Genomic DNA, 22597 nt, shown 5'->3' on the forward strand with positions numbered 1-22597 from the left:
GAACGCTCTAACAGAAGGGGCCCGAGGCCGCCACCTCGCGCGCCAGGGGCCCCGCCGTCGACGCCATCGACGCCATCGACGCCGGCACGCCGCGCGAGCGCTCCCGCTCCCCCCATCGTCAACCCCCGCGAGGGCACCCCGACCCCGCGCCGAGCGCCGCGCGCTGGGCAGCCCCAGGCTCGGCCCGACAGCAGCCCCAGCGTCGGCGCGACAACAGCCGGCGCCACGCACCACCAAAAGGACACTGACGCGGCGCAGTACCATGTTAACAATCGGCTCGGGAGGAGACCGATGGCGAAACTGGAGAACCTGGTAGACCTGCTCGATCGCGCGCTGAAGCTTCATGGCCACCGGCCGCTGTTCGGGACAAAAACCGATGGCCGCTGGGACTGGATCACGTATGCCGAGTTCGGGCAGCTCGTCGCCCGGTTCCGCGGTGGCCTGGCGTCGCTCGGCGTCCAGCGGGGGGATCGGGTGGCCCTCATCTCCAACAACCGCGTCGAGTGGGCGGTCTCGGCGTACGCCTGCTTCAGCATGGGAGTCGCCGTCGTGCCGATGTACGAGGCGCAGCTCCCGAGCGAGTGGGCGTTCATCATCAACGATTGCGAGGCCGTGGCCGCGATCGTCGCCACGCCGCAGATCTACGGCAAATGCAAGGATCTCGCCGAGAAGGCGCCCTCGCTGAAGCACGTTGTCTGTCTGTTCGACCCCGACGGGGCGAGGGACGGCGTCCCCGGGGCGAAGACCAGCTCGTACAAGGAGCTCCTCGCCGCGGGCGAGGCGAGCCCGGCCCCGTCCATCCAGCCGACATCGAAGGACACGGCGTGCCTCATCTACACGTCGGGCACGACCGGCAACCCCAAGGGGGTGATCCTGTCGCACGGCAACATCGCCTCCAACGTCTGCGCGGTGCTGGATCTCATCCCCTTCGGCGGCGGCGATCGGAGCCTGTCGTTCCTCCCGTGGGCCCACTCGTTCGGCCACACCGGCGAGCTCCACGTGATGATCACGGTGGGCGCGTCGATGGCGCTGAGCGAGTCGGTCGACAAGATCCTCGCGAACCTCGGCGAGGTGCGCCCCACCGTGCTGATGAGCGTCCCGCGGATCTTCAACCGCATCTACGAGGGCGTGCAGAAGAAGATGGCGGGGAAGCCCGCCGTCATCCAGGCCCTGTTCCGCGCCGGGATGCGCGCCGCGACGAAGAAGCAGAAGGGCGAGCCCCTCGGCCTCGTCGAGCGGCTCACGCTCGCCGCGGCGGACCGCGTCATCTTCTCGACGATACGCGCCAGTGTCGGCGGCAAGCTGAAGTACGCCGTCAGCGGCGGGGCGGCGCTCGCCTATCAGGTGGCCGAGTTCGTCGACGCGCTCGGCATCACCGTCTACGAGGGCTACGGCCTCACGGAGACATCGCCCGTCGCCACCGTGAACTACCCGGGGGCCCGCCGCCTCGGCAGCGTGGGCAAGCCGATCCCGGGCGTGAAGATCGTCATCGACAGGTCGGAGACCCACGACCCGAAGCAGGGAGAGATCGTCGTCTACGGCCCGAACGTCATGGTGGGCTATTACAAGCGCGACGAGGAGAACAAGGCCGTCTTCACGGAGGATGGCGGCTTCCGCACAGGCGATCTGGGCTACCTCGACGACGACGGCTACCTCTTCGTCACGGGCCGCATCAAGGAGCAGTACAAGCTGGAGAACGGCAAGTACGTCGCGCCGGCCCCGCTCGAGGAGAAGATCAAGCTGTCTCCGCTGATCAACGGCGCGATGATCTACGGCGACAACCGCCCCTTCAACGTGGCGGTGATCGCGCCCGAGATGACGGCGCTCACGGAATGGGCGCGGGCCGAGGGGCTCTCGTTCGAGTCGACGGAGGCGATGCTGAAGCACCCGCGGGTGGTCGCGCACGTGAAGGCGGAGGTCGACAGTTACGCGTCCGATTTCAAGTCCTTCGAGAAGATCAAGCAGATCACCCTCGCGGCCGAGGATTTCACGGCGGAGAACGGGATGCTCACGCCGACCCTGAAGCTGAAGCGGCGCGTGGCGCTCCAGAAATACGGGCCCGCGCTCGAGGCGCTCTACGGCGGCGCGGGCGGCGCGGAGAAGACCACGGCGCGCGACGCCGCGCAGCCCGGCTGAGCCTCCCGCGCCTCCCTGCCGGCGATCCCTCGCCGCTCCCCCGCCGCCACCAGCCGTCCCCCCGTCCACGTCCTCCCTCTCCCCTCCCGGCGCGCCTTCGCGTACGCTGGGCGCGCCGGCGCGCCGGCGCGCGGCGTCGACCGACGAACGGGAGCGGCATGACGACAACAGGCACCCAGAGGCGAACGCTGTATCCCGAGATCGAGCCGTACCGCGCCGGGAGGCTGCGCGTCTCCGATCTTCACGAGATCTATTTCGAGGAGTCGGGCAATCCGCGCGGCAAGCCGGTGGTCTTCGTGCACGGCGGCCCCGGGGGCGGCACGGAGCCGAAGCAGCGGCGCTTCTTCGACCCGGCCGCCTACCGGATCGTGCTCTTCGACCAGCGGGGCTGCGGCAGGAGCACGCCGCACGCGTGCCTTTCGGAGAACACCACCTGGCACCTCGTCGAGGACATGGAGAAGCTCCGCGAGCACCTCGGGATCGAGCGCTGGCAGGTGTTCGGCGGCTCGTGGGGGAGCACGCTGTCGCTGGCCTACGCCGAGCGGCACCCGGAGCGGGTGACGGAGCTCGTGCTGCGCGGCATCTTCCTCCTGCGGAAGCAGGAGCTCGACTGGTTCTATCAGCGGGGCGCGAGCGCCATCTTCCCCGACGCGTGGGAGGAGTACCTCGCGTTCATCCCCGAGCCCGAGCGGGGCGACCTGCTCACGGCGTACCACCGGCGCCTCACGAGCCCGGACCCCGGGTTGCAGCAGCGGGCGGCGCGCGCGTGGAGCGTCTGGGAGGGGCGGACGAGCTGCCTGTTCACGAACCATGAGCTCGTCGCGAAGACGTCAGGTGATGAGTTCGCCCTCGCGTTCGCCCGGATCGAGTGCCACTATTTCATGAACAAGGGGTTCTTCACGACGGAGACGCAGCTGCTCGACGACGTGCAGCGGATCCGCCATATCCCGACCGTCATCGTGCAGGGCCGCTACGATGTCGTCTGTCCGCCGGAGAGCGCGTGGGCGCTCCACCGCGCGTTCCCCGAGTCCGATCTGCGCATCGTGGCCGACGCGGGGCACTCGGCGATGGAGCCGGGCATCCTGCACGAGCTGGTCGAGGCGACCGACCGGTTCCGTTGACGCGCGGCCGCGGCGGCGCGGCCGAGCTCGGTGGATACGCCCGGTACACCAAACACCGTATTTCGCGGTCAACCACCTCCCGAGCGCCGATCGCCCCCTCTCGCTCTCCACGAATTCAGGCCGCGCGCAGGTTGTCGAGTCTGCTGGAGCCCGCCGCTCGGGGTGCGATCCGGGTGAATTACGCCGGACTCGGCCCTCCGGCCGCTTGCGCCGCGTGGGGTCGGTCTTTAACGTAAACCGAGGGAAGGGTTGATTCCCCCGTGGAGGCTTATGGCAAAGAAGGCAGCACGGAAGACATGGATCCTGGTCTCCGACGCAAGCCGTGCCCAGCTCTATCGTGAAGAGCCTGCTGGCAAGGGCTTTACCCTGCTCGAGTCCTACAACCATGACGAGAGCCGGGCGCGCGTGCGGGATCTGATGGCCGACGCGCACGGCCGCAAGCCGAACGGCACCTCCGGCGGTAACGGCAGCCCTGGCGGCGGCCCGGGGGGTCAGTACCTCGGCCGTCCCGGCGCCGCCCCCGACACCGATCCCAAGGAGGTCGAGAAGCAGAAGTTCGCCCAGGAGCTCGCGGAGGTGCTGGAGAAGGGGCTGAACGAGCACGCCTACGAGACGCTGGTGCTCGTCGCGCCGCCGCACTTCCTCGGCCTGCTCCGCGGCACGGTGAGCAAGCAGGTCAGTAACCACATCGAGACGAGCGTGGACAAGGACCTGAGCTGGCTGGACGGCCCCCGGCTCACGGAGCGGCTGCGCGAGCTGCGGGCCGGATAGGGTCGCTCCCGGCTGCCTCGAACGTGTAGGCGACGCCGAGCCCGACGACGTTCGCCCGGGCGCTGTAGGCGCCGCCATTGATGGTGTTCGGGCTCTCCGGCGGATTGGCCCGCACCGGGCTCACCTGCGGGAGCCGCGCTTCCCTCGGATCGACCCTCACGTCCGCGGCGAAGGCGTGCGCGTAGCTCGCGTCGAGGCGCCACCGGCCGAGGTGGACGCCGAGGCCGGCCGCCGTCGTCAGCTTCGTCGCGTCGATCGTGAGGACCGACAGGTACTCGGGCGGGACGGCGCTCTGCTCGAGGCTCACGCCGGCGCGCAGATCCCACCGCGCGCCCGCGAGATCGAACGAATACTCGCCCCCGAGCCTCGCCGAGAGCGAGCTCTCGAAGCGCCGCGGGAACGAGACGGCTGGCACGCGGAACTCTTCCGGGAAGCCGGCGACGTTCCGGAGCACCACGCCGTCGGGCTCGACGAGGATGTCGTCGTGCATGCCCCAGCCCTCGACGCCGAGCCCGAGCTCCACGCGCAGGTCGTCCACGACCCGCGCCTCCACGCCGGCGCGGAGGACCCACGGCAGGTCGAACGCGACGTCGGCGTCCTCGCCCTCCTGGACGGCGCGCTCGAAGACGGGCGCCGCCGGGAGCCGCGCCCTGAATTTGGCGGGCGCGCGCACCCAGATGGGCAGCTGAAAGGCCAGGCCGACGCGCCAGCGCGGCGTCGGGACGAAGAGCGCCCCGAGCTGGCCCGTGGGCGCCACGATGGGCGCGACGCTGAGCTCGGAATGGATGTCCCACTCCGGATCTTCGGGCGCGCAGAACATCCGCTCCGGGAGGCACCCGGAGACAACCATCCGGCTGTTGAACGCGCCGACCAGCGCGCCGAGCCCTGCGCCGAAGCGCCATTCGGGCGACGGCGCGTACGCCGCCCCGACCCCCACGAGGGCGAGCGCGGAGCCCTCGAGCGTGAGCAGCGCGTAGCGCTGGGGCGCCGGCATGCCGTCCACCTGCTCCGGGTAGCTGGAGAGGGCCGCGTACGGCGCCCACACCCCGCCCCAGACGACCCACCGCGGATCGACCTTGAACGACGCCGCCAGCGTGGGGATCGGCAGCACCGGCGCGCTGCCGGTCACCGGATCCATCGTCTGCACGAAGCTCGCGCCCGTCGGCTCGCCGGTGTTCGGGTCGACCTGCCGTACGATCGCCTGGCGCGTGTGCCGGCTGCGCCACTCGAAGAGCCCGACGTCGAACAGGACCTGGGTGCCGGCCTCGTAGACGCCCGCGGGGTTGTAGGCGATCGCCCCGAGATCGTCGCCGCCGGCGATGTACGCCCCGCCGCGGGACGACGGGCGGACGCCGCGGTCGGTGAAGTACAGCCCGGCGGCGCCGGCGTCGCCCGCGGGCAGGAGGAGCGCCCCCGCGGCGGACGCCACGGAGAGCACGGCGCGGATCGTGGGCGTTTGCACGTGCATCACTCGTGCGGCCGGTTCTTGACGATGGCGTAGATCTGCTCGAGCCCGCGGGTCTCGTCCGTCAGGAAGTCCCTGGCCGAGACAAGGAGCTGCCGGTAGTCCTCCGCCGTCAGCGGCGCGCCGCTCCCGGCCTCGATGCGGTTCACGTCCGCGAACGCGTCGAGGAACACGTCGAGCGGCGCTCGGCCGTCCGCCATCGGCGTCACGAGCGCCGGGAGCACGCGCTCCATCGCGCGGTACCTGTCGTAGCGATCGTCGTTGAGCGCCTTCAGGGCCTTGAGCCCCGCGTCGGCCGCGCCCGGCCCGCCGGCGCCCCCCGCCGGGGTCAGCGCGGTCGACGCGGCCTTCAGGATCCGGCGCAAGGCGTCGTCGTCGGCGAGGAGCTGGAGGCCGTCGGCGAGCGTCGTCGGCAGCGCCTGGAACGGGGCGCCGGCTGCGTCCGCGTCGAGCAGGTAGGTGAGGAACCGCTCGATCTCCCGCCGCGCCGGCTCGTGGGCGCGGACGGCCTCCATCACGTCGACGGCGGCGGCGAACAGCGGGTGGCTCAGGAGGTCGCTCACCGTGGCGCCGAGCTCCTTCTGCGCCCAGGCGCACCGCCCCGTCGCCTCGCGATCGGGGCAGCGGGCGTTCAGCTGCTCGCGGAGGACGCGCAGGACGAGGGCGCCCATCCTCGGGAGCGCGCGGTTCTTGAACCGGGCCTCGGGCCCCGACCCCTCGACCGCGAGCAGCGCATCGACGAGCTCGTCCACGCCGCGCTTCCACTGGCCCTCTCGCTCGGCGGCGTCGGGCGCGTTGCGCTGCGCGAAGCGCGCGTCGATGCCGCTCAGAGCGCCGGCGAGGAGGGTGAACACGGTGAGCTGGTCCTGGACCCGACCGTTCACCCACGTGGCCTTTTTCTTCCCCCAGCGGTCGACCATGCCCACGCCGGCCGCGTAGCGGGTGCTGAAGAGGATGCGCGCGAGCTTCTCGATGACCTGGGCCTTCGTCAGCGGCCGATCGGCCGCGGGGCCGCGCCGCGCGGTCACGGACGTGTCGCGCGCCATCCGGGCGAACGCCACCGACGACGCCAGGACGTCCTCGGCCCGGAGCGCGTCGGCCAGGAGCGGCTCGTAGCTGTTGACCCCTGCCTCCGAGCAGTACGCGGTGTTGGTCTCGGGCGAGCCGGCCTTGATGCACTCCGGCCCGTGCTCCTTGCCCGGCCAGTGACGGTACGCCGTGCTGAAGAGATCGGTCAGGATCGCCTCGCCGGTGGTGCCGGGGTCGACGTCGGCGAACGCCTTCACGATGGGGCCCAGGTACGCGGCGAGCCCGAGCTGCTCCAGGAGGTAGGTCGTCCCCGGGTGGCGCACCCGGATCAGGTTCTCCGGGGAGCTGCACTCGTTCACGCCGAGCGCGTTCCTGGGGCAATGGATCGTGCCGGCCGGCTCGAGCGTCCCCGAGATGAACAGGTTCGTCGCCAGGTTCGCGCCGGCCCGGAAGGGATCCAGGTCCGGCAGCCCCGGGAACCTGTCCGAGTCCGCCCCGAAGTAGATGAGCCGGCTGAGCGCGGCCGGCGTGGGGCGGCTCGTCAGGCCGCCGATGCCGCTGGAGTCCACGAGCACCGAGTCGGTCACGAGCAGCGCCAGGGCCGAGGGCTTCACCTCGAGCTCGGCCCGCTTCGGGTCCCCGTCGGGGAGGAGCGAGTCGAGGTAGAAGGCCGCCAGGTCGTCGATCTGGAACAGCTCGCACTCGGCGAACTCGACGAAGGGCACCGTGACCTCGAAGGCGCTCACCACGGCGCCCTCCTTGTTGCACTGCCTGACGCCGGCGGTGTCGTGCATGAGCTGCATCAGCCGCTCCATGCCCGAGCGGTTGTCGCCGCCCCTCGGCTTCTTCGGGTCGACCGGCGTCTTCGGGGCCGCCGTCGACGGCGCCCCGACCGTGAGGTTGATGGCCGGGCCGTTCAGGTCCGACGGGTTGTACGCGTACTTGTCGCGGGTCGTGAGCATCGCCGCGATCGCGTCGCCCGCGTGCCGCGCGCCGCCGTGCGGGGTGAGGAGCGCGCCGCCCGCGATCGCCTCGATCAAGCGCGCCACGAGCCCCGGGTGCTCCACGGCCCCGCCGAGCACGGCCGCGAGCTCGTCCCAGAGCGGCGCCTCGTCGTCGATCCGCGCGGAGGCCTCCTTGCCCTGGGCGGCCAGCCGGTCGTGCTCGCGGGCGACGCCCCGGATCCGCAGCGCCGCGGCGGTCACGCGCGCGAGCTCCGCCTCGCGGTTCTCGAGCAGATCGATGAGCGTGAGCAGGAGGACGTCCGAGTCCTTGTCGGCGAGCACCTGGCCGACCGCGTGCGCGAGGTCGGCGAGCGGCGAGTCCTCGCCGCGGAAGCGGCGGTACGACAGGCAGCCGTCGCACCGCTCGTCCGCCGGCACGATCCTGCCGCGGCGGACGTCGTAGCGGGCCTCCTCGCGGTCGCCGAAGAGCAGGTACGCGCCGGAGAGCGCGTACATGAGCCCTTCGTGCTCGGTCTTCCACGGCTCCGGATCGCCCTTGCCCGCGTACCGGGTCCCGTCGACGAGCGGCACGATCGACCGCAGCGCCGCGCCGAGGACGGTGCGGGAGGTGTCGACGTAGGCGTAGAGCTCCGGCGCGAGGCCCCCGAACGGGTCCCGCGGCGGCTCGGTGACGCCGGGGATGGCGAACGGCGGTTCGATCGCGAGCGGCGCGCCGGTCCGGTCCACGAACCTGCCGGACGCGTCGACGTCGGCGAGGCCGTCGCCGTCCGCGTCGGCGAACGGCGCGGGGACCCCGTCGCCCTGGGGGAGGACCCACCCGCGCCCATCGCGGCGGGCGATGAAGATCGACGGCGGCGCGGCGAGCTCGGGGTGCTCCGCGAGCAGCGCCGCCTGCGCGAGCTCCAGGGTCGTGCGCGGGCGGCTCGGCTGCGCGGTGGCGGCGTCGATCGCGAGCGGGGCCCGCTCCGGCAGCGACAGCGCGGCCAGCTCCTGCTCGCCGGCGGCGAGCAGCGCCTGGAGCGCGGGCGCCCCCGGGCCGCCGGGGCCGAGCACGTCGAGCGCCGCCACGGTCATCGGGCGCAGCCCCGGGTACGCGAGCGCCGCGCCCGCGATGCCGAGCCCCACCTCCGCCGGGCGATAGCCCTGGCGCCCCCAGATGCTCGCGAGCGCACAGACGGGCGTTTCCCGCCCCTCTGCCCTGTCGCAGGCGATCGGCGCCCGCTCCCGCTGCCTCTTCTTGTCGCCCTCCTCTTCCTCCGGCCGCGCGCTCTCCTCGCCGCCGTGGATGAGCGCGTCGAGGAGCCGGGCGATCCCCCGGGTCGACGCGGGCAGGACCGCCGGCCCCGCCGCGTCGAACGGGTTCGTCTCGTAGAGCGGCGCGAGGGTCTGCGAGAGGCTCAGGACGGCATCGTGCAGCCGGATCTTGCCGCCCCCCTCGCCGGGCGCGACGTTGTCGATCTCGATGTCCGGCACCGCGGCGTTGACGGCGTCCACGAGGGCGTTGCGCCACCGCGCCATGGCCTCGACCTTGGCCACGCCCAGCCTGCGCGCCTGCTCCGCCCGCTCGCCCGAGACCGGCGGGAGCAGCGAGACGTCGACCTCGTCCTCGTACCGGCCCTCGCGGTCGTAGTGACAGACGCGCTGGTACGAGGCGCCCGTGTGGTCCTCGTGGAGGCTCGACGCGCCCACGCGGTCGCAGAGCATGCCGAAGACGTCGTCGCCCAGCCCGCCGCCCTCCGTGACCTTGGGAGGCGCCACCCGCGTCGTGTCGAGCGGCTCGTGACACGAGGCGATCGCCCCGCCGGCCGCGATGAGCGCGACCAGCCGGAGTACGACAGCGGCCGAGGAACCCAGCGCGCGCCTGCGCATGACGACAACCTCCCCCAGTTGCCTCCAGGGTAGACTATTCCACTCCAGGTGCGTAGGGGCTTGGCGCCCCTGCGGGTGTCAGGTGGGCGACGCCGGAGCGCGTGTTCTCCAGGCTCACTGCGCTGCGACGAGGACGGCGGCGGGCTCGTGGGTATACGCTGTGGAGCGATGGCGACCCAACCCACCCCGCTCACCGCTGTCGTTCTCGCTGCTGGACAAGGGACTCGGATGAAGAGCGCCCGACCGAAGGTGCTCCACGAGCTCTGCGGCCGGCCGATGCTCCATTACGTCGTCGACGCGGCGCTGGCCGCCGGCGCCTCGGACGTCGTGGTCGTCGTCGGCCACGGCCGCGAAGAGGTCTCTGCGGCCCTGGACAAGGCGTTCGGCGCCCAGGGGAAGAAGGTCCGCACCGCGCTCCAGGCCCAGCAGCGCGGCACGGGCGACGCGGTGCGGTGCGCCATGCCGCACATCGACGCGACCTCCGAGGCGATCCTGATCCTGTGCGGCGACACGCCGCTGCTCGATCCGGAGCAGCTGACGCAGCTCCGCGGGGCGCTCGACCGCGCGGGCGACGCGCCGATCGCGATGCTGACCGCGGAGGTCTCCGATCCGACGGGGTACGGCAGGATCCTTCGCGACGCGTCGGGCCGCGTGATCGGCATCCGCGAGCACAAGGACGCGACGGCCGAGGAGCGCGCGATCACCGAGGTGAACCCCGGCGTGTACCTCGCCCGCAGCGGGTTCCTCGGGCGCGCGCTGGCCGGGCTGACGACGGACAACGCGCAGGGCGAGCTCTACCTGACCGACATCGTCGCGCAGGCGGCGAAGGCCGGCGGCGCGGCGGCGGTGGTGGCCAGGGACGTCGGCTCGCTCGTCGGCATCAACGACCGCGCGCAGCTCGCCGCCGCCGAGGAGGTGCTCCACGGCCGCATCGCCGACCGGCTGCGCAAGAGCGGCGTCACGATCCGCACGAACGCCCGCATCGACGCGGGCGTGGTCGTCGAGCCGGACGCCGTGATCGAGCACGCCGTGGTCCTGCGGGGCCGGACGCGCGTGGGCGCGGGGGCGCGGATCGACGTGGGCTCGGTCCTCACGGACGTTGTCGTCGAGGCGGGCGCCTCGGTGAAGCCGTACACGGTCGCCTCGCAGTCGTCGATCGGCGCCGGCGCGCAGATCGGGCCGTTCTCGCACCTCCGCCCGGAGAGCCAGATCGAGGCCGACGCGCACATCGGCAACTTCGTCGAGACCAAGAAGACCGTGGTCCGGAAGGGCGCGAAGGCGAACCACCTCGCCTACCTCGGCGACGGCGACATCGGCGAGGGCGCGAACGTCGGCGCCGGGACGATCTTCTGCAACTACGACGGCTTCCGGAAGCACCGGACCGAGATCGGCGCCGGCGCCTTCATCGGCAGCGACTCGCAGATCGTCGCCCCGGTGAAGATCGGCGCGGGCGCCTACGTGGCGACGGGCACGACCGTCACCCGCGACGTGCCGGACGAGGCGCTGGCGATCGGCCGCGTGAAGCAGGAGAACAAGGAGGGCTACGCGACGCGGCTCAAGGCGCGGCTGAAGGACGCGGCGAAGAAGTAGGCCCGGAATCGCCCTATCGCACGTGGATGGCGTCGCCGAGAAGCGCAGATGACCGACCAGAAGCGGGCGAGGTCGACGCGGCCCGTGCTGTTCACGCACGGTGAGGGCCGGTAGCGAGGCGACCGGCCGACCCGCCGGGATCACACCTCCCAGCGCCGGAGCCGCGCGGCGAGCGCATCGGCGATCCGGCCCGAGCTTCCGGCCGCGGCTGTAGCTCGGCCTCCGGCAGCGACCGCGCAGGTCATTTTCGCGCGACGCCGGAGACACCCGTGCTCGTCCGGCTGCAACCTGGGTCGGCTCGAATCCTGGGAGGGCACGGATCTCGCTTGTGCCCACGTATGTGATTCAGTTCACATTTACAGGACAGGGAGCCCCATGCCGACGTACGAGTTCAAGTGCAACGACTGCGGCGCCGAGTTCGAGGTGGTCGCGTCGCTCTCCGAGTTCGAGCGCCTGAAGCGGGAGCGCACGGTCCAGTGCACGGCCTGCGGCCGCTCGAACGTCGAGCCGGAGATCGTGGCGTTCCAGGTGCAAACGGCGCGAAAGAGCGCCTAGGCAGAAGGACGAAGCGACGTGTCGAGCGAGAACTACCACGAGCTGCCTGAGCTCCTGTCCGAGGCGACCAAGGAACGGCACCGCGCGATCGTCTCGTTGATCGAGGAGCTCGAGGCGATCGACTGGTACCAGCAGCGCGCCGAGGCGTGCTCGGACGCGGAGCTCCGTGCCGTGCTGCTCCACCACCTCGAGGAGGAGGTGGAGCACGCGATGATGAACCTCGAGTGGCTCCGGCGGAACGATCGCGTCTTCCAGGAGAAGATCGACATCTACCTCAACAGCCAGGGGCCGATCACCGAGGTGGAAGCGGCCGAGGAGGCGGCGAAGCTCGGCGCCGCGGCGAAGACGGGCGCCACGGCGCCGCCGAGCGGCGCGCTCGGCATCGGGAGCCTGAAGGGGGCATGATCATGGATCTTCTCAAGCGCGAGCTCGCTCCCATCCTCCCCGCCGCGTGGGACCTCATCGATCACGAGGCGACGCGCGTGCTCAAGCTGCACCTCGCCGGCCGCAAGGTCGTGGACTTCCGCGGCCCGTTCGGCTGGGAATACGCCGCCGTCAACACGGGCCGCCTGCGCGCGATCGAGCGGAAGGAGGCGTCCTCGGTGAGCGCGGCCGTCCGCCTCGTGCGGCCGCTCGTCGAGTTCCGCGCGCCCATCCGCCTCGATCTCGCCGAGCTCGACGCCGTCGGGCGCGGCGCGCAGGAGCCCAACATCGAGGACGTCGTGCGCGCCGCCGAGCACGCCGCGCGCTTCGAGGACGGCGCCATCTTCAACGGGCTCGCGGCCGCCGGGATCGAAGGGATCCTGGAGGTCTCGCCGCACAACCCCGTGGTGATCCCCGCGCCGGAGGCGTGGCCGCGCGCCGTGGTGGCGGCGAGAGAGGTGCTCCGCGCCGCGGGCGTCGACGGTCCCTATGCGCTCGCGCTGGGCCCGAAGGCGTACGACGAGCTGGCCGCGGCCGCGGAGGACGGCTACCCGCTCCTCAAGCACATCGAGCGCCAGCTCATCGACGGGCCGATCGTGTGGGCGCCCGCGCTCGAAGGCGGCGTGCTCCTGAGCACGCGAGGCGGCGACTTCGAGCTGACCGTGGGGGAAGACCTGTCCATCGGCTACGACGGGCACGACAGACAGGTCGTCGAGCTCTTCCTCACCGAGAGCTTCACGTTCCGCGTGCTCGAGCGCGCCGCGGCCGTGGCGCTGCGGCGGGGCTGAGATCAGCCGCCGCGGCTACTCGGCGTCGCTGACCGCGGCGCCCTCGCCGTCCCGCAGCGACGGGATGACGTGGCCCATGCGGAGGCGCTTCGCCTCGAGGTAGGGCGCGGAGAACGGGTTGGCCGGGACGATGGCCGCCGAGCGCGAGGCGATCCGGACGCCGAGCGCGCGGAGCGCGTCGACCTTGTCGGGGTTGTTCGTGAGGAGCCGGATCGACTCGATGCCGAGGTGCTCGATCATCGCGGCCGCGGGCTCGTAGCCGCGGGCGTCGTCCGGCAGGCCGAGGATGCGGTTCGCGTCGACCGTGTCGTGGCCGAACGCCTGGAGCTGGTACGCCCGGATCTTGTTGGCGAGCCCGATGCCGCGCCCCTCCTGCCGGAGATAGAGCACAACGCCGAGCCCGCGGCGCCCGATCTCGGCCTGGGCCGCCTCGAGCTGCTCGCGGCAGTCGCACTTGAGGGAGCCGAACACCTCGCTCGTGAGGCACTCGGAGTGGACGCGCAGGGTCACGTCCGACCGGCCGCGCACGTCGCCCATGACGAGCGCGACGTGATCGGGAGACAGCCCCTGGTCGGGGCTCGTCGTCCCACCGAAGTGGAACACCAACATCTGAAAGACGCCGTGCTTCGTGGGCACGGGCGCCTGGGCACGAATATCGAGCTGAGGCCGGATCGCCGTCGTCGGGACGTGCATCTCGCTCTCCTGGTGGAGGAATCCTGGGTCGCCTGTCAAGCAAGGAGCGCGCCTGGGTAACCCGCTGCCCTGCCCTTGTCCGGCCACCCCTGAAGGTGGCGTCAATCAGGTAGCGTAAGCACCCGGCCGGAACAAGGTAAGCTCTCCAAGATGTTGCTCCAAGGACATACCTGGAGCAGCCGGTCAGCGACGAGGAGCAGCCGATCTGCTTCGTCCCCGCGCGATCCGCCGCACCGCTGGCCGTGAGCCAACTCACCAACGAGGCGCCGGCGGGCCGTCCGAGCGGCGAGAAAGCCGAGGGCCGCCGCTTCGGAAGCACCCGGGGGTGCCGGGGAGGCCGGGGGCCGCGCGCCCGCCTCAGAACCACCCGGGTTGCATCCTGGCGTACGAGTCCTCGCCGGAGCGGCAGAGCGCGGCGAGCGCCTCGACCCGGGGCAGCTCCGTCGAGAGCCAGTACTGCGCCGCGCAGAGCTTGCCTTCGTAGAAGTCGGCCGGAGCGGCGCCCCTGGCGAGCCCTTCGCGGGCGGCCGCGGCCATCGCGAGCCATTGCCAGGCCACCACGACCACGGAGACGAGCTCCATGTAATCCGCGCTGTGCCGCAGCATCCGCTCGGTGTCGCCGCGCATCCCCGCCTCGGCGAGCTGCACCGTCACCTCGCCGAGCAGCGCGAGCGCCGCGCCAAGGCGCTCGCCCCACGCGGGCTCGACGCCGGCCCGCTGCGCCCGGGCGATCGCCAGCCGGATCTCGCCGCCGAGCGCGATGAGCGCGGCGCCGTTCCCGGCCACGACCTTGCGGCCGAGCAGGTCCAGGCCCTGGATCCCCGTCGTGCCCTCGTGGATCGCGTTGAGCTTCTGATCCCGGAGCCAGGCCTCCGGGAGGTACTCGCTCGAGTAGCCGTAGCCGCCGTGGACCTGGAGCGCGAGGGCGTTCGCCTCGAAGCCCTTCTCGGCGGGGAAGGTCTTGGCGATGGGGGTGAGCAGGTCGAGGAGCCGCTGGGCGCGCTCCCGCTCCGCCGCGTCCGCGGCGTGCGCCGCGAGATCGGCGTACAGCGCGGTCGTGGAGACGAGCGCGAGGCCGCCCTCGACGATGGCCTTCTGCCGGAGCAGCATCCGGCGCACGTCGGCGTGCTCGATGATGGGCACCTGCGGCGCCCCCGGGTCCCTCGCGCCGAGCGGCCGGCCCTGCGGCCGGACGAGCGCGTAGCCGAGCGCCTCGTGGTAGGCCGCGGAGGCGGTCGCCACGGCGTTCGCGCCGACCAGGATGCGGGCCTCGTTCATCATCTGGAACATGCAGGCGACGCCCTGGTGGGGGCTGCCCACGAGGTAGCCGTGGCAGTCCCCCTTCTCGCCGAAGCTGAGCGACAGGCTGGGGAGCCCGCGCCAGCCGAGCTTGTGGATCATGCCGGCGACCTCGACGTCGTTCGGGACGAGCTGCCCGCCCTCGGGCCGCCGCTTGGGGACGGCGAACAGGCTCACGCCCTTGATGCCCCGAGGCGCGCCCTCGATGCGCGCGAGCGTGAGGTGGACGATGTTCTCGGTGAGGTCGTGGTCGCCGCCCGAGATGAAGATCTTCGACCCGCGGACGAGGTAGTGGCCCGCGTCGGTCTTCACCGCGCTCGCCTGCACGTCGGCGAGGCTCGATCCGGCCTGGGGCTCGGTGAGCGCCATCGTCCCGGTCCACTCGCCGGCGTACATCCGGGTCATGAAGGTGGACCGCAGGGCGTCGTCGCCGAACGTCTCGATGAGGTGCGCCGCGCCGGCCGTCAGGCTGAGGTAGCCGCACGCGCTCAGGTTCGCCGCCTGCAGGTAGGCGCCCGCGAGCGTGGCGACGACGAGCGGGAGCTGCTGGCCCCCCACCGCGGCCGGCCGCGCCGCGGTGAGCACCCCGAGCTCGACCATCGGCCGGAAGACCCGCTGGATGGCGGGGTGCACCGTGATGGCGCCCCCCTCGAAGCGCGGCGGCGCCTCGTCGACCTGCCTGTAGGTCGGGAACAGCACCTCCCGCGCGAAGCGCCGGCAGCTCTGGAGGTAGAGATCGAACGTGTCGCGCGCGTGATCGGCGAAATAGGGGAGCGCGCAGAGGCGCGGCGCGTCGAGCACCTCGTAAAGAAGGAACTCGACGTCGCGATCGTGGATGAGGGGATTCTGGGGAGCGGTCATGCGGTCTCTCGCCGAACCTGGTGCAGGCTAGGCGCGCCGGAAGCGGGGTGTCCAGGGGGGCGCGCCTGTCACGGCGGCACCGCGTAGGCCAGGGCGAGCAGCACGGCGCCGATCGCCGCGCAGACGCTCCACGCGCGGGCCGCGCTGCGGGCCAGGAAGGCGACGCACATCGCCGCGAGCCAGAGCGGGACCACGAGCGCAAAGCCGAGGGCAGACCGCGTGGCCTCGGCGAGCGGCGCGAACCGCGCGAGACATACGCCGCCCAGGACGGCGAGCGGCAGGGTCCCGATCAGCGCCGCGAGCACGCGCAGCGTGCCGTCGAGCCGGGCGAGGCGGTGGCTAGCCATGGCGCGCTCCGAGGAGCGAGAGCGCGGCGATGGCCGGCGGGCACAGGAAAGCGAGGCCCCAGACGACGCGCGGCCACACGGGCGCGAGCAGGACGAACAGGCTCGCGGCGCAGAGGAGCGCCGCGAGGGGGACGAGGTACGCCGCCGCGCCGGCCTCGGCTCGGCTCCACAGCCACACCGACAGCGAGAAGGAGGCGACGGAGAGGACCCGGGCCGCGGCGCGCCAAGCGCGCCACGCGCGCAGCCGCGCCGCGATGACGAGCGGGAGGCGCTCTGGCCGCGCCCCGTGGAGCAACGCGAAGGCGAGGTACGCCGAGAGGACCGACGCGGTCTCAACCATGAGGTGCCGCCTGCCGCCTGGCCACGAGCCCCGCCCCGCCGTGCGCCAGCGAAGGCGGCGCGCGGCGCGTCATCAGGAGCTGCACCGCAGGTCGCGAGGTCGCCCGGCGGAGCGCCCAGGCCGACGCGCAGAGCGCCGCAGCCGTCAACAGGAGCGCGACGTCGACGGCGACGACGGCTCCGACCTTCGGCCCCGCGCCGAAGAGCCCCGCCGCCGACCAGCGCGCCGCGAGCGCGGGGACCGGCAGCAGCAAGAGCCCGGCGAGCCCGAGCTGCTGCCACCAGAGGCGCCCGCCCTCACGCGCGGCGAGCGCCCACGTGATGCAGAGCCCGAGCACCCCCACGAACGTCAGCTCCTCGGCCGCCCCGCGGCGGCTCCAGTCGAGCGGGAACGCCCGGCTCGCCAGGAAGAGCGCCGCGATCGCGACGAAGGTCCCCGCGCCGAAGCCCACGGTGAGCCGCGCGAGGAGGCGGTTGCCGAGCCGCTCTCGCCGCGCTTCCCGTCGAGCGAGCCAGATCCAGTTGCCGGTGAGGATCGTGGCGCACGTCGCCAGGGCGAGCACGAAGAACACGACGCGAAGCGTGGCGCCGCCGAAATCGGCGAAATGGAGGCCATAGATCCAGCGAAACACGCCGCTGCGCGCGCCCTCGGCGCCCGGCGCGTCGCGCGCGACGACCGCCCCGTCGATGGCCCGCAGGCGCACGACGCCTCGCCCGAACGGGACGCCCTCGATCGCTCCGCGGATATCGACGGTCCCGCTGTCGAGGCCGTGGTGGCGGAGATAAAACCCCTCGGGGGCGAGCCTGGGCTCCGCGGCGCGCGCGCGGGCCATGAGCTCGTCCAGCGAGAGACCGCGCGCGGGCGCACCGCGCGCCGGCAGATCAACGAACGGCACCCCGCAGACCGCCCGGTCCGCCCGCCCCGCGTCTCCACCGAACACGGGCCCGGTGAACACCGGCACGAGCGACCCCACGAACACCAGGAACGCGCCCGTATAAGCGTAGACGAGCTGAAACGGCAGGCCCATCACGCCGAGCACCTTGTGCATGTCCGACCACAGGACACGTCGCGCCTTGTCCGGTCGGAACTGATGCAACTGACGGACGAGGTCCTTCAGGTGGATGAGCACGCCGGTCGCCAGCGCGAGCAGCAACGCGACGGACAGGAGACCGGCGGTGTAGAACAGCCAGACGCCCGTCACCCGGTGCTGGAGGAAATGCAGCCGGTAAAGGAAGGCGGACAGCCACTCTCGTTCGGGCACCAGCCCCTCGTGGACCCACGATGAGACCGCCTCGCCCTGCGAGGAATACGCGAGCCGCGCGGCGCCCAGCCCGCCTGCCGGCAGGTCGAACCAGATCTCCTCCGGTGCCGTGCCGGCAGCGGCGAGCCCCAGATCGAGCGTGGCCTGGAGCCCCGCCTGCTCGACGGAGGAGCGCTGCTGGGCCAGGGGCTCCTCCCACACCTCGAGCTGCTTTCGGAAGAGCGCGATCCCCCCCGTCAGGAACATCACATAGAGCAAGAGCCCACCGATCACACCTGCCCACGCGTGCACGTCCCAGAAGGTCGTGAAGGCATGTCGGGAGAGCTTCTTGGCCATCGCGAGTCACCCTGTCCCGTCGCGCAGCGCGCCGCGCGACCTCAGCTCCCCCTCGCCAACCCGCGCAGGCACCCCGGCACCGTCAGGCCCATCGCCGGGCCTCACTCGGCCGTGAGCTCGAGCAGCGCGCTCTCCGTGGAGCCGCTCTCCTCGCCGAGGGTGAAGCCCCCGTCGTCCACGTCGATGGCCCGCTGCTTCCGCGGCCCCGGCGGCCGGCGGACGCTCGCCCCCCGTCGCGCCGACAGCAGGCGCGCGCGGGCTCGCCTCACGGCCCTCCCCCGCGCGCCCCGCCGGCAGGCCGCCGTCCTGAGCGCGTGCCGGCGCGTGCACGCCGGCACGCAGGGAGGTCGACACGCCTGCAAGCGGGCTCCGAAGCGCGGAAGGATCTCGCCCGCCCCCGTCGATCTTGGACCCGACCCGCGGCTCGGGATGCAGGCGCCAGGAAACCGAGCTGACGTCCATGGACGAGTTTGGCCGTAGCCAATTTGAAAGCAAAAATCAAGATCACCTTCCCGACGAGGTGCGCCGCCCTGTCGGACCTCCGGCGGCTGCGGCCCTCCTCGGACATGTCGCGCGGCGCTCGCCGGGTGGCGCCGTCATCGGCGCTCGCAGCGCGCCGCGGCGGCGCGGCGGTGACACGCGGGAAGGCGGTTCACGGAGCGCCGATCGGGGTGAAACCGCCCCCTCCGGTGGACGAAATTCCCGGTTGACGCCGAGGCGAGCAGCATGTAGGAACAATACGTTCCGGGTGAATTTGACTGTCATTTTCAGTAAGATCACCCAGCCCACCCGGAAAACCCAGCAATGAACCAGTCACGCCACGTTATGGGGGCAGTCGTCGCGGTCCTCGCGGTAGTGGGATGCAGCGGCGATCCCGACGCGGATCGCCCGGGGACGGGGACCACGGGGACCGGGGGCGGCGACGGGCCGCTCTACGCCGCCGCGTCGGGGCTCTGCGGGACCGAGTCGTGCCAGACCTACCTTCTCACGGTGTCGAGCACCGAGAAGCAGGAGATCGACGTTCTTCAGAACGGGATCGAGTTCCAGGGCCTGATTTATCCGTTTGCTCACAAGGACTCTGTCTTCGTCTACAGCTCGGAAGCCCCGCGGATCACCCGCTATACCGCCACGGCGGACGGCGGTCTCCAGGAAGGCCCTGCCCTGGACTTCTCCGCCCTCGGCTCGAGACGCGGCAGAAGCATCGTCCTGAGCGACGACAAGGCATATACCTTCGACGTCGACCTGTCGACGATCTTCGTTTGGGACCCGGCGGAGATGATCTTGACCGGAACGCGGATCGACATCTCCCTCATCCAGCGCGAAGGGTTCACGCCTTACGTCTTCACCGATCGCGACGCCGCGCGGGAACGCGACGACCTCCTGTTCGTGCCGGTGGATTGGTACAGCAACGACACGCAGCTCAACTCCACGCCGGGGATGCTGGTGATCGACACGGCGCGCGATGAGGTCGTCAAATTGATCACGGATACCCGCTGCGTCGGCCTGGAGTCCTCTGCCATGACGCCCTCGGGAGACATGTACTTCTTCCCTTCGGCGGCCATCCTCAACGTGAACGCGGCCGACCCGTCGATCCCGGCGTGCGCGCTGCGCATTCGCGCCGGCGAAGACGAGTTCGATCCGGACTTCCTGCTGAACATCTCGGAGGCGACCGGCGGGCGCATCGGCTGTTGTGGGACGCAGGGCCCGGGCGGCACCGCGTACGTCCAGGTGCTCTACGAAGAGCGGGTGGACGTGACGGATCGTTCGGAGCTCTGGGATAAAGCGGCGAACGATTGGCGCCTGTGGAACATCGACCTCGAGACGGGCGCGGGGCGCGAGGTGAGCTCGATCGATTGGTTCAGCTCATCAGGGCCGAACGGTTACGAGCTGCCCGAGGGGCAGGTCTTTGCCAGCATCGGAAAACAGCCGACCGACCCGACGTTCAGGCGTGACACGACGCTGTTCGATCTGACGAGCGCGGCCGAGCCTGTGCCGACGTTCACCTTCAACGGCTTCGTGACGATGTTCGCTCGCCTGCGATGAGCCGTCACATGCGAAGGTCTGGCTGCTGCAGACCCACCCCACAGCCGCTTCATCGTCCACGCGCTATCGAGCGATGCCTCGCCCTGATGGCGGCGCCGGCCGTCGTTCTGGCGCTCCAGGACGCGTCGGCGCAAGAACCTCCGCCGCCGGCGCCGGAAGCACCGGCGGCCGAGGCGGCGCCGTCCAGGCCCGAGGTGGAGATGCCCCGTCTCCTCGAGCTCGTGCCAGCGGAGTATCCGATCGAGGCCAAGACCGCCGGGCTCGAACGCGTCGTCCCGCTCCACCTCACGATTGACAGCGAGGGAGCGGTCATCAAGGCCGAGGTGATCGAGCCGCAGGGGTACGGCTTCGACGAAGCAGCGCAGGGCGCCGCGCTCAGGTTCCGGTTCGAGCCGGCGCGCCGGGCGGGGCGGCCCGTCGCGGCGAAGATCCGTTATGACTACGCGTTCCGCCTGGAACCGGCGACCGAGGCGCCCGAGCCGGCGCCGCCGAGCGGGGCCTCGAATGTCCCCGAGGGGACGCCCCCGGGAGGACCGGCCGCGACGGAGCACAAGGCCGGATCTCCGCCCCCCCAGGCAGGAGGGCCTCCTCTACGCCCCATCGAAGTGCAGGTGCAGGGCGAGACAAAGGCCGATCAGCTGCGCCGGTCCGCGGAGGCGGTGCACGTGATCGAGACCAAGGACGCACGGCGCCAGAGCGCCGACCTCGGGGAGGTCCTGAGCCGCAGCCAGGGAGTCGGCGTGCGGCGTGGCGGCGGGCTCGGCACGAGGGCCCGCGTCTCGCTGAACGGGCTCACGGACGACCAGGTGCGCTTCTTCCTCGACGGCGTCCCGCTCGAGCTCGCCGGCTACGGGCTCGGCCTCGAGAACGTTCCTGTCAACCTCATCGAACGGGTCGAGATCTACCGCGGCGTGGTCCCGATCCGCTTCGGCGCCGATGCGCTCGGCGGCGCCGTGAACCTCGTGACGGATCAAGGCTACAGGGGCACGCGCGCCGCAGCTTCGTACCAGCTGGGGTCCTTCGGCACGCACCGGCTCACCGCCTCTGGCCGGCATCTCTTCGAGCCGACAGGCGTCTTCGCGAGCGCCAGCGCCTTCTTCGACGCCACCAAGAACGACTACCTCGTCGACGTCACGGCGGCCGACGAGCTCGGAAGGCCGTATCCGGCGCGCGTACGTCGCTTCCACGACGACTACAGGGCCTACGGCGGCAACCTGGAGCTCGGCGTCATCGACAGGCCGTGGGCGAAGCGGCTGCTCCTCCGGCTCTTCGTGGCCGATCACGACAAGGAGCTCCAGAACAATCCCGTGATGGAGGTGCCCTACGGCGAAGTGACGTCGGGAGAGCTCGCGCAGGGGGGGACCCTGCGTTACGAGAAGCCCAATCTCTTCGTCCGCGGCCTCAGGTTGGCCCTGCTCGGCGGATATACGCGCCGAACCATCGATTTCGTCGACAGATCACCGTGGCGGGTCGACTGGTTCGGCCGGCGCGTCGCCCGCCTCGACAGCAGCCAGCCGCTCGCCGAGATCGGCGACGCGACCGACGCGACCTACCTGGAGCACCGCGTCCACGGTCGGCTGGAGGTGAGCTACTCGCTTCCGCACCGTCAAGAGCTGCACGTCGCCGTATCTCCGGGCTTCTCCACGCGCGATGGAAGGAACCGGCTGCACACCTCGTCCGCGGTCCGTGATCCCCTGTCGGTCGAACGCGAGCTCTTCACGGTCGTCGGCGGGATCGACCACAAGCTGACCGCCCTCGACGGCCGCATCGAGAACGTCCTCTTCGCCAAGGATTACCTCTACCGGGCGTCGGGCGAGCGCACGTCCCCCGGGGGCGCCATCACGCCCGTCGAGCGAGCCACGCACACGCAGGGCTTCGGCGACGCGCTGCGCTTCCGCGCGCTCGATTGGCTCTGGACGAAGGCCTCCTACGAGTACGCCACACGCCTGCCCCGCCCGGACGAGGTCTTCGGCAGCGGGACCGCCATCGTGCCCAACCTCGCGCTGGAGCCGGAGACGAGCCACAACGCCAACATCGGCGTCATGATCGACGCCAAGGACACCGCTGCAGGAGCGTTTCGTGGCGAGCTGAACGGCTTTCTCCGCGGCACGCAGCAGCTGATCGCGTTGCAGCCGGTCAACACAAACCTGAGCAAGTACATGAACGTCTATACAGCGAGATCGCTCGGCGTCGAGGCCGCCGCCGGCTGGACATCGCCCGGCGATTACCTCTGGCTGGACGGCAACATGACGTGGGTCGACTTCAGGAACACATCCGACGAGGGTGAGTTCTCGGAGTTCGAGGGGGATCGCATCCCGAACCGCCCCTGGCTCTTCGCCAACGCCTCCCTGCGGCTCCAGTTCTCCGGCGTGAACGCCGTGAACGACGAGCTGTCTCTCACCTGGAACACCCGCTATGTCCATGATTTCTTCCGCGGCTGGGAGAGCGCCGGGTTCCGCAAGGACAAGCAGATCATCGACAGCCAGACGATTCACTCGATCGCGCTCACCTACCTCGTGCGGAGCGTCGTTCAGGTGAGCTCCAGCATGGAGCTGCAGAACCTCACCGACGCCAGAGCGTACGACTTCTTCGGCGCGCAGAAGCCTGGGCGCGCGCTGTTCTTCAAGGGGACGGTGGAGTATTGAAGCCGGCCGCGCCGCACCCCGGCGCGGGCGTCCAGATCACACGGGAGCGCCCGGGGGCGG

17 protein-coding genes are annotated in these 22597 nt (G+C 71.4%); 9 read left to right on the forward strand and 8 right to left on the reverse strand.

All coding sequences use genetic code 11. From position 1 onward, the window contains the following. The first annotated feature begins 291 nt into the window (after positions 1-291). From WMF22_RS28755 to WMF22_RS28765, 3 genes are all read left to right on the forward strand, one after another. Positions 292-2136 carry an AMP-dependent synthetase/ligase gene (locus WMF22_RS28755; protein WP_438031850.1) on the forward strand — a complete coding sequence of 615 codons (1845 nt, stop codon included), beginning with the start codon at positions 292-294 and terminating at the stop codon, positions 2134-2136. A 158-nt stretch (positions 2137-2294) separates the two neighbouring features. Then, positions 2295-3257, forward strand: a complete 963-nt coding sequence (gene pip / locus WMF22_RS28760) for a prolyl aminopeptidase (protein ID WP_437293208.1) — start codon at positions 2295-2297, stop codon at positions 3255-3257. A gap of 270 nt (positions 3258-3527) precedes the next feature. Next, positions 3528-4028: a host attachment protein gene (locus WMF22_RS28765; protein ID WP_437293209.1), complete on the forward strand. Its 501-nt coding sequence runs from the start codon at positions 3528-3530 to the stop codon at positions 4026-4028. On the opposite strand, the gene WMF22_RS28770 is transcribed toward WMF22_RS28765, so the two are convergent. Together WMF22_RS28770 and WMF22_RS28775 are read right to left on the reverse strand one after the other, a co-directional pair. Then, a complete protein-coding gene (locus tag WMF22_RS28770) occupies positions 3994-5496 on the reverse strand; it encodes an OmpP1/FadL family transporter (protein ID WP_438031851.1) in 1503 nt (500 codons plus the stop codon). The two genes, WMF22_RS28765 and WMF22_RS28770, sit on opposite strands and share 35 nt — an antisense overlap. Continuing rightward, the gene (locus WMF22_RS28775; protein ID WP_438031852.1) at positions 5496-9356 is read right to left on the reverse strand and encodes a hypothetical protein; all 3861 of its coding nucleotides are present in this window, start codon (positions 9354-9356) and stop codon (positions 5496-5498) included. Before WMF22_RS28775 ends, WMF22_RS28770 begins: the two co-directional genes overlap by 1 nt. A 228-nt stretch (positions 9357-9584) precedes the next feature. Here WMF22_RS28775 and glmU point away from each other — a divergent pair, with 228 nt between their 5' ends. The 4 genes from glmU (at position 9585) to WMF22_RS28795 (ending at position 12712) form a co-directional block, all read left to right on the forward strand. After that, positions 9585-10946, forward strand: a complete 1362-nt coding sequence (glmU, locus tag WMF22_RS28780) for a bifunctional UDP-N-acetylglucosamine diphosphorylase/glucosamine-1-phosphate N-acetyltransferase GlmU (RefSeq protein ID WP_438031853.1) — start codon at positions 9585-9587, stop codon at positions 10944-10946. A gap of 375 nt (positions 10947-11321) precedes the next feature. After that, on the forward strand, positions 11322-11501 hold the full coding sequence (locus WMF22_RS28785) for an FmdB family zinc ribbon protein (RefSeq protein ID WP_437293213.1): 180 nt from the start codon (positions 11322-11324) through the stop codon (positions 11499-11501). Positions 11502-11519: 18 nt separating this feature from the next. Beyond that, positions 11520-11906 carry an encapsulin-associated ferritin-like protein gene (locus tag WMF22_RS28790; protein ID WP_437293214.1) on the forward strand — a complete coding sequence of 129 codons (387 nt, stop codon included), beginning with the start codon at positions 11520-11522 and terminating at the stop codon, positions 11904-11906. A 2-nt stretch (positions 11907-11908) separates the two neighbouring features. Then, positions 11909-12712, forward strand: a complete 804-nt coding sequence (locus tag WMF22_RS28795; protein WP_437293215.1) for a family 1 encapsulin nanocompartment shell protein — start codon at positions 11909-11911, stop codon at positions 12710-12712. 15 nt (positions 12713-12727) lie between these two features. Here WMF22_RS28795 and ribA read toward each other — a convergent pair whose 3' ends face one another. From ribA to WMF22_RS28825, 6 genes are all read right to left on the reverse strand, one after another. Beyond that, positions 12728-13405, reverse strand: a complete 678-nt coding sequence (gene ribA, locus WMF22_RS28800) for a GTP cyclohydrolase II (protein WP_437293216.1) — start codon at positions 13403-13405, stop codon at positions 12728-12730. Positions 13406-13762: 357 nt separating this feature from the next. Further along, complete coding sequence (locus tag WMF22_RS28805) at positions 13763-15565, reverse strand: acyl-CoA dehydrogenase (RefSeq protein WP_438031854.1); 1803 nt, start codon at positions 15563-15565, stop codon at positions 13763-13765. A 68-nt stretch (positions 15566-15633) separates the two neighbouring features. After that, positions 15634-15912 (reverse strand): hypothetical protein, encoded by a 279-nt coding sequence (locus WMF22_RS28810; protein WP_437293218.1) that lies wholly within the window; start codon positions 15910-15912, stop codon positions 15634-15636. Beyond that, the gene (locus tag WMF22_RS28815; protein ID WP_437293219.1) at positions 15905-16252 is read right to left on the reverse strand and encodes a hypothetical protein; all 348 of its coding nucleotides are present in this window, start codon (positions 16250-16252) and stop codon (positions 15905-15907) included. The genes WMF22_RS28810 and WMF22_RS28815 overlap by 8 nt, the downstream gene beginning before the upstream one ends. Then, positions 16245-17849 (reverse strand): PepSY-associated TM helix domain-containing protein, encoded by a 1605-nt coding sequence (locus tag WMF22_RS28820; protein WP_438031855.1) that lies wholly within the window; start codon positions 17847-17849, stop codon positions 16245-16247. The genes WMF22_RS28815 and WMF22_RS28820 overlap by 8 nt, the downstream gene beginning before the upstream one ends. A 101-nt stretch (positions 17850-17950) precedes the next feature. Next, on the reverse strand, positions 17951-18118 hold the full coding sequence (locus WMF22_RS28825; RefSeq protein WP_438031856.1) for a hypothetical protein: 168 nt from the start codon (positions 18116-18118) through the stop codon (positions 17951-17953). A 556-nt stretch (positions 18119-18674) separates the two neighbouring features. Here WMF22_RS28825 and WMF22_RS28830 point away from each other — a divergent pair. Continuing rightward, complete coding sequence (locus WMF22_RS28830; RefSeq protein WP_437293222.1) at positions 18675-19892, forward strand: hypothetical protein; 1218 nt, start codon at positions 18675-18677, stop codon at positions 19890-19892. Positions 19893-19978: 86 nt separating this feature from the next. Next, positions 19979-22537, forward strand: coding sequence for a TonB-dependent siderophore myxochelin receptor MxcH (gene mxcH / locus WMF22_RS28835; RefSeq protein WP_438031857.1), 2559 nt, complete (start codon positions 19979-19981; stop codon positions 22535-22537). Positions 22538-22597 lie beyond the last annotated feature (60 nt).

It is taken from the genome of Sorangium sp. So ce204 (assembly GCF_051526795.1).
Classification (GTDB): Bacteria; Myxococcota_A; Polyangia; order Polyangiales; family Polyangiaceae; genus Sorangium; species Sorangium cellulosum_B.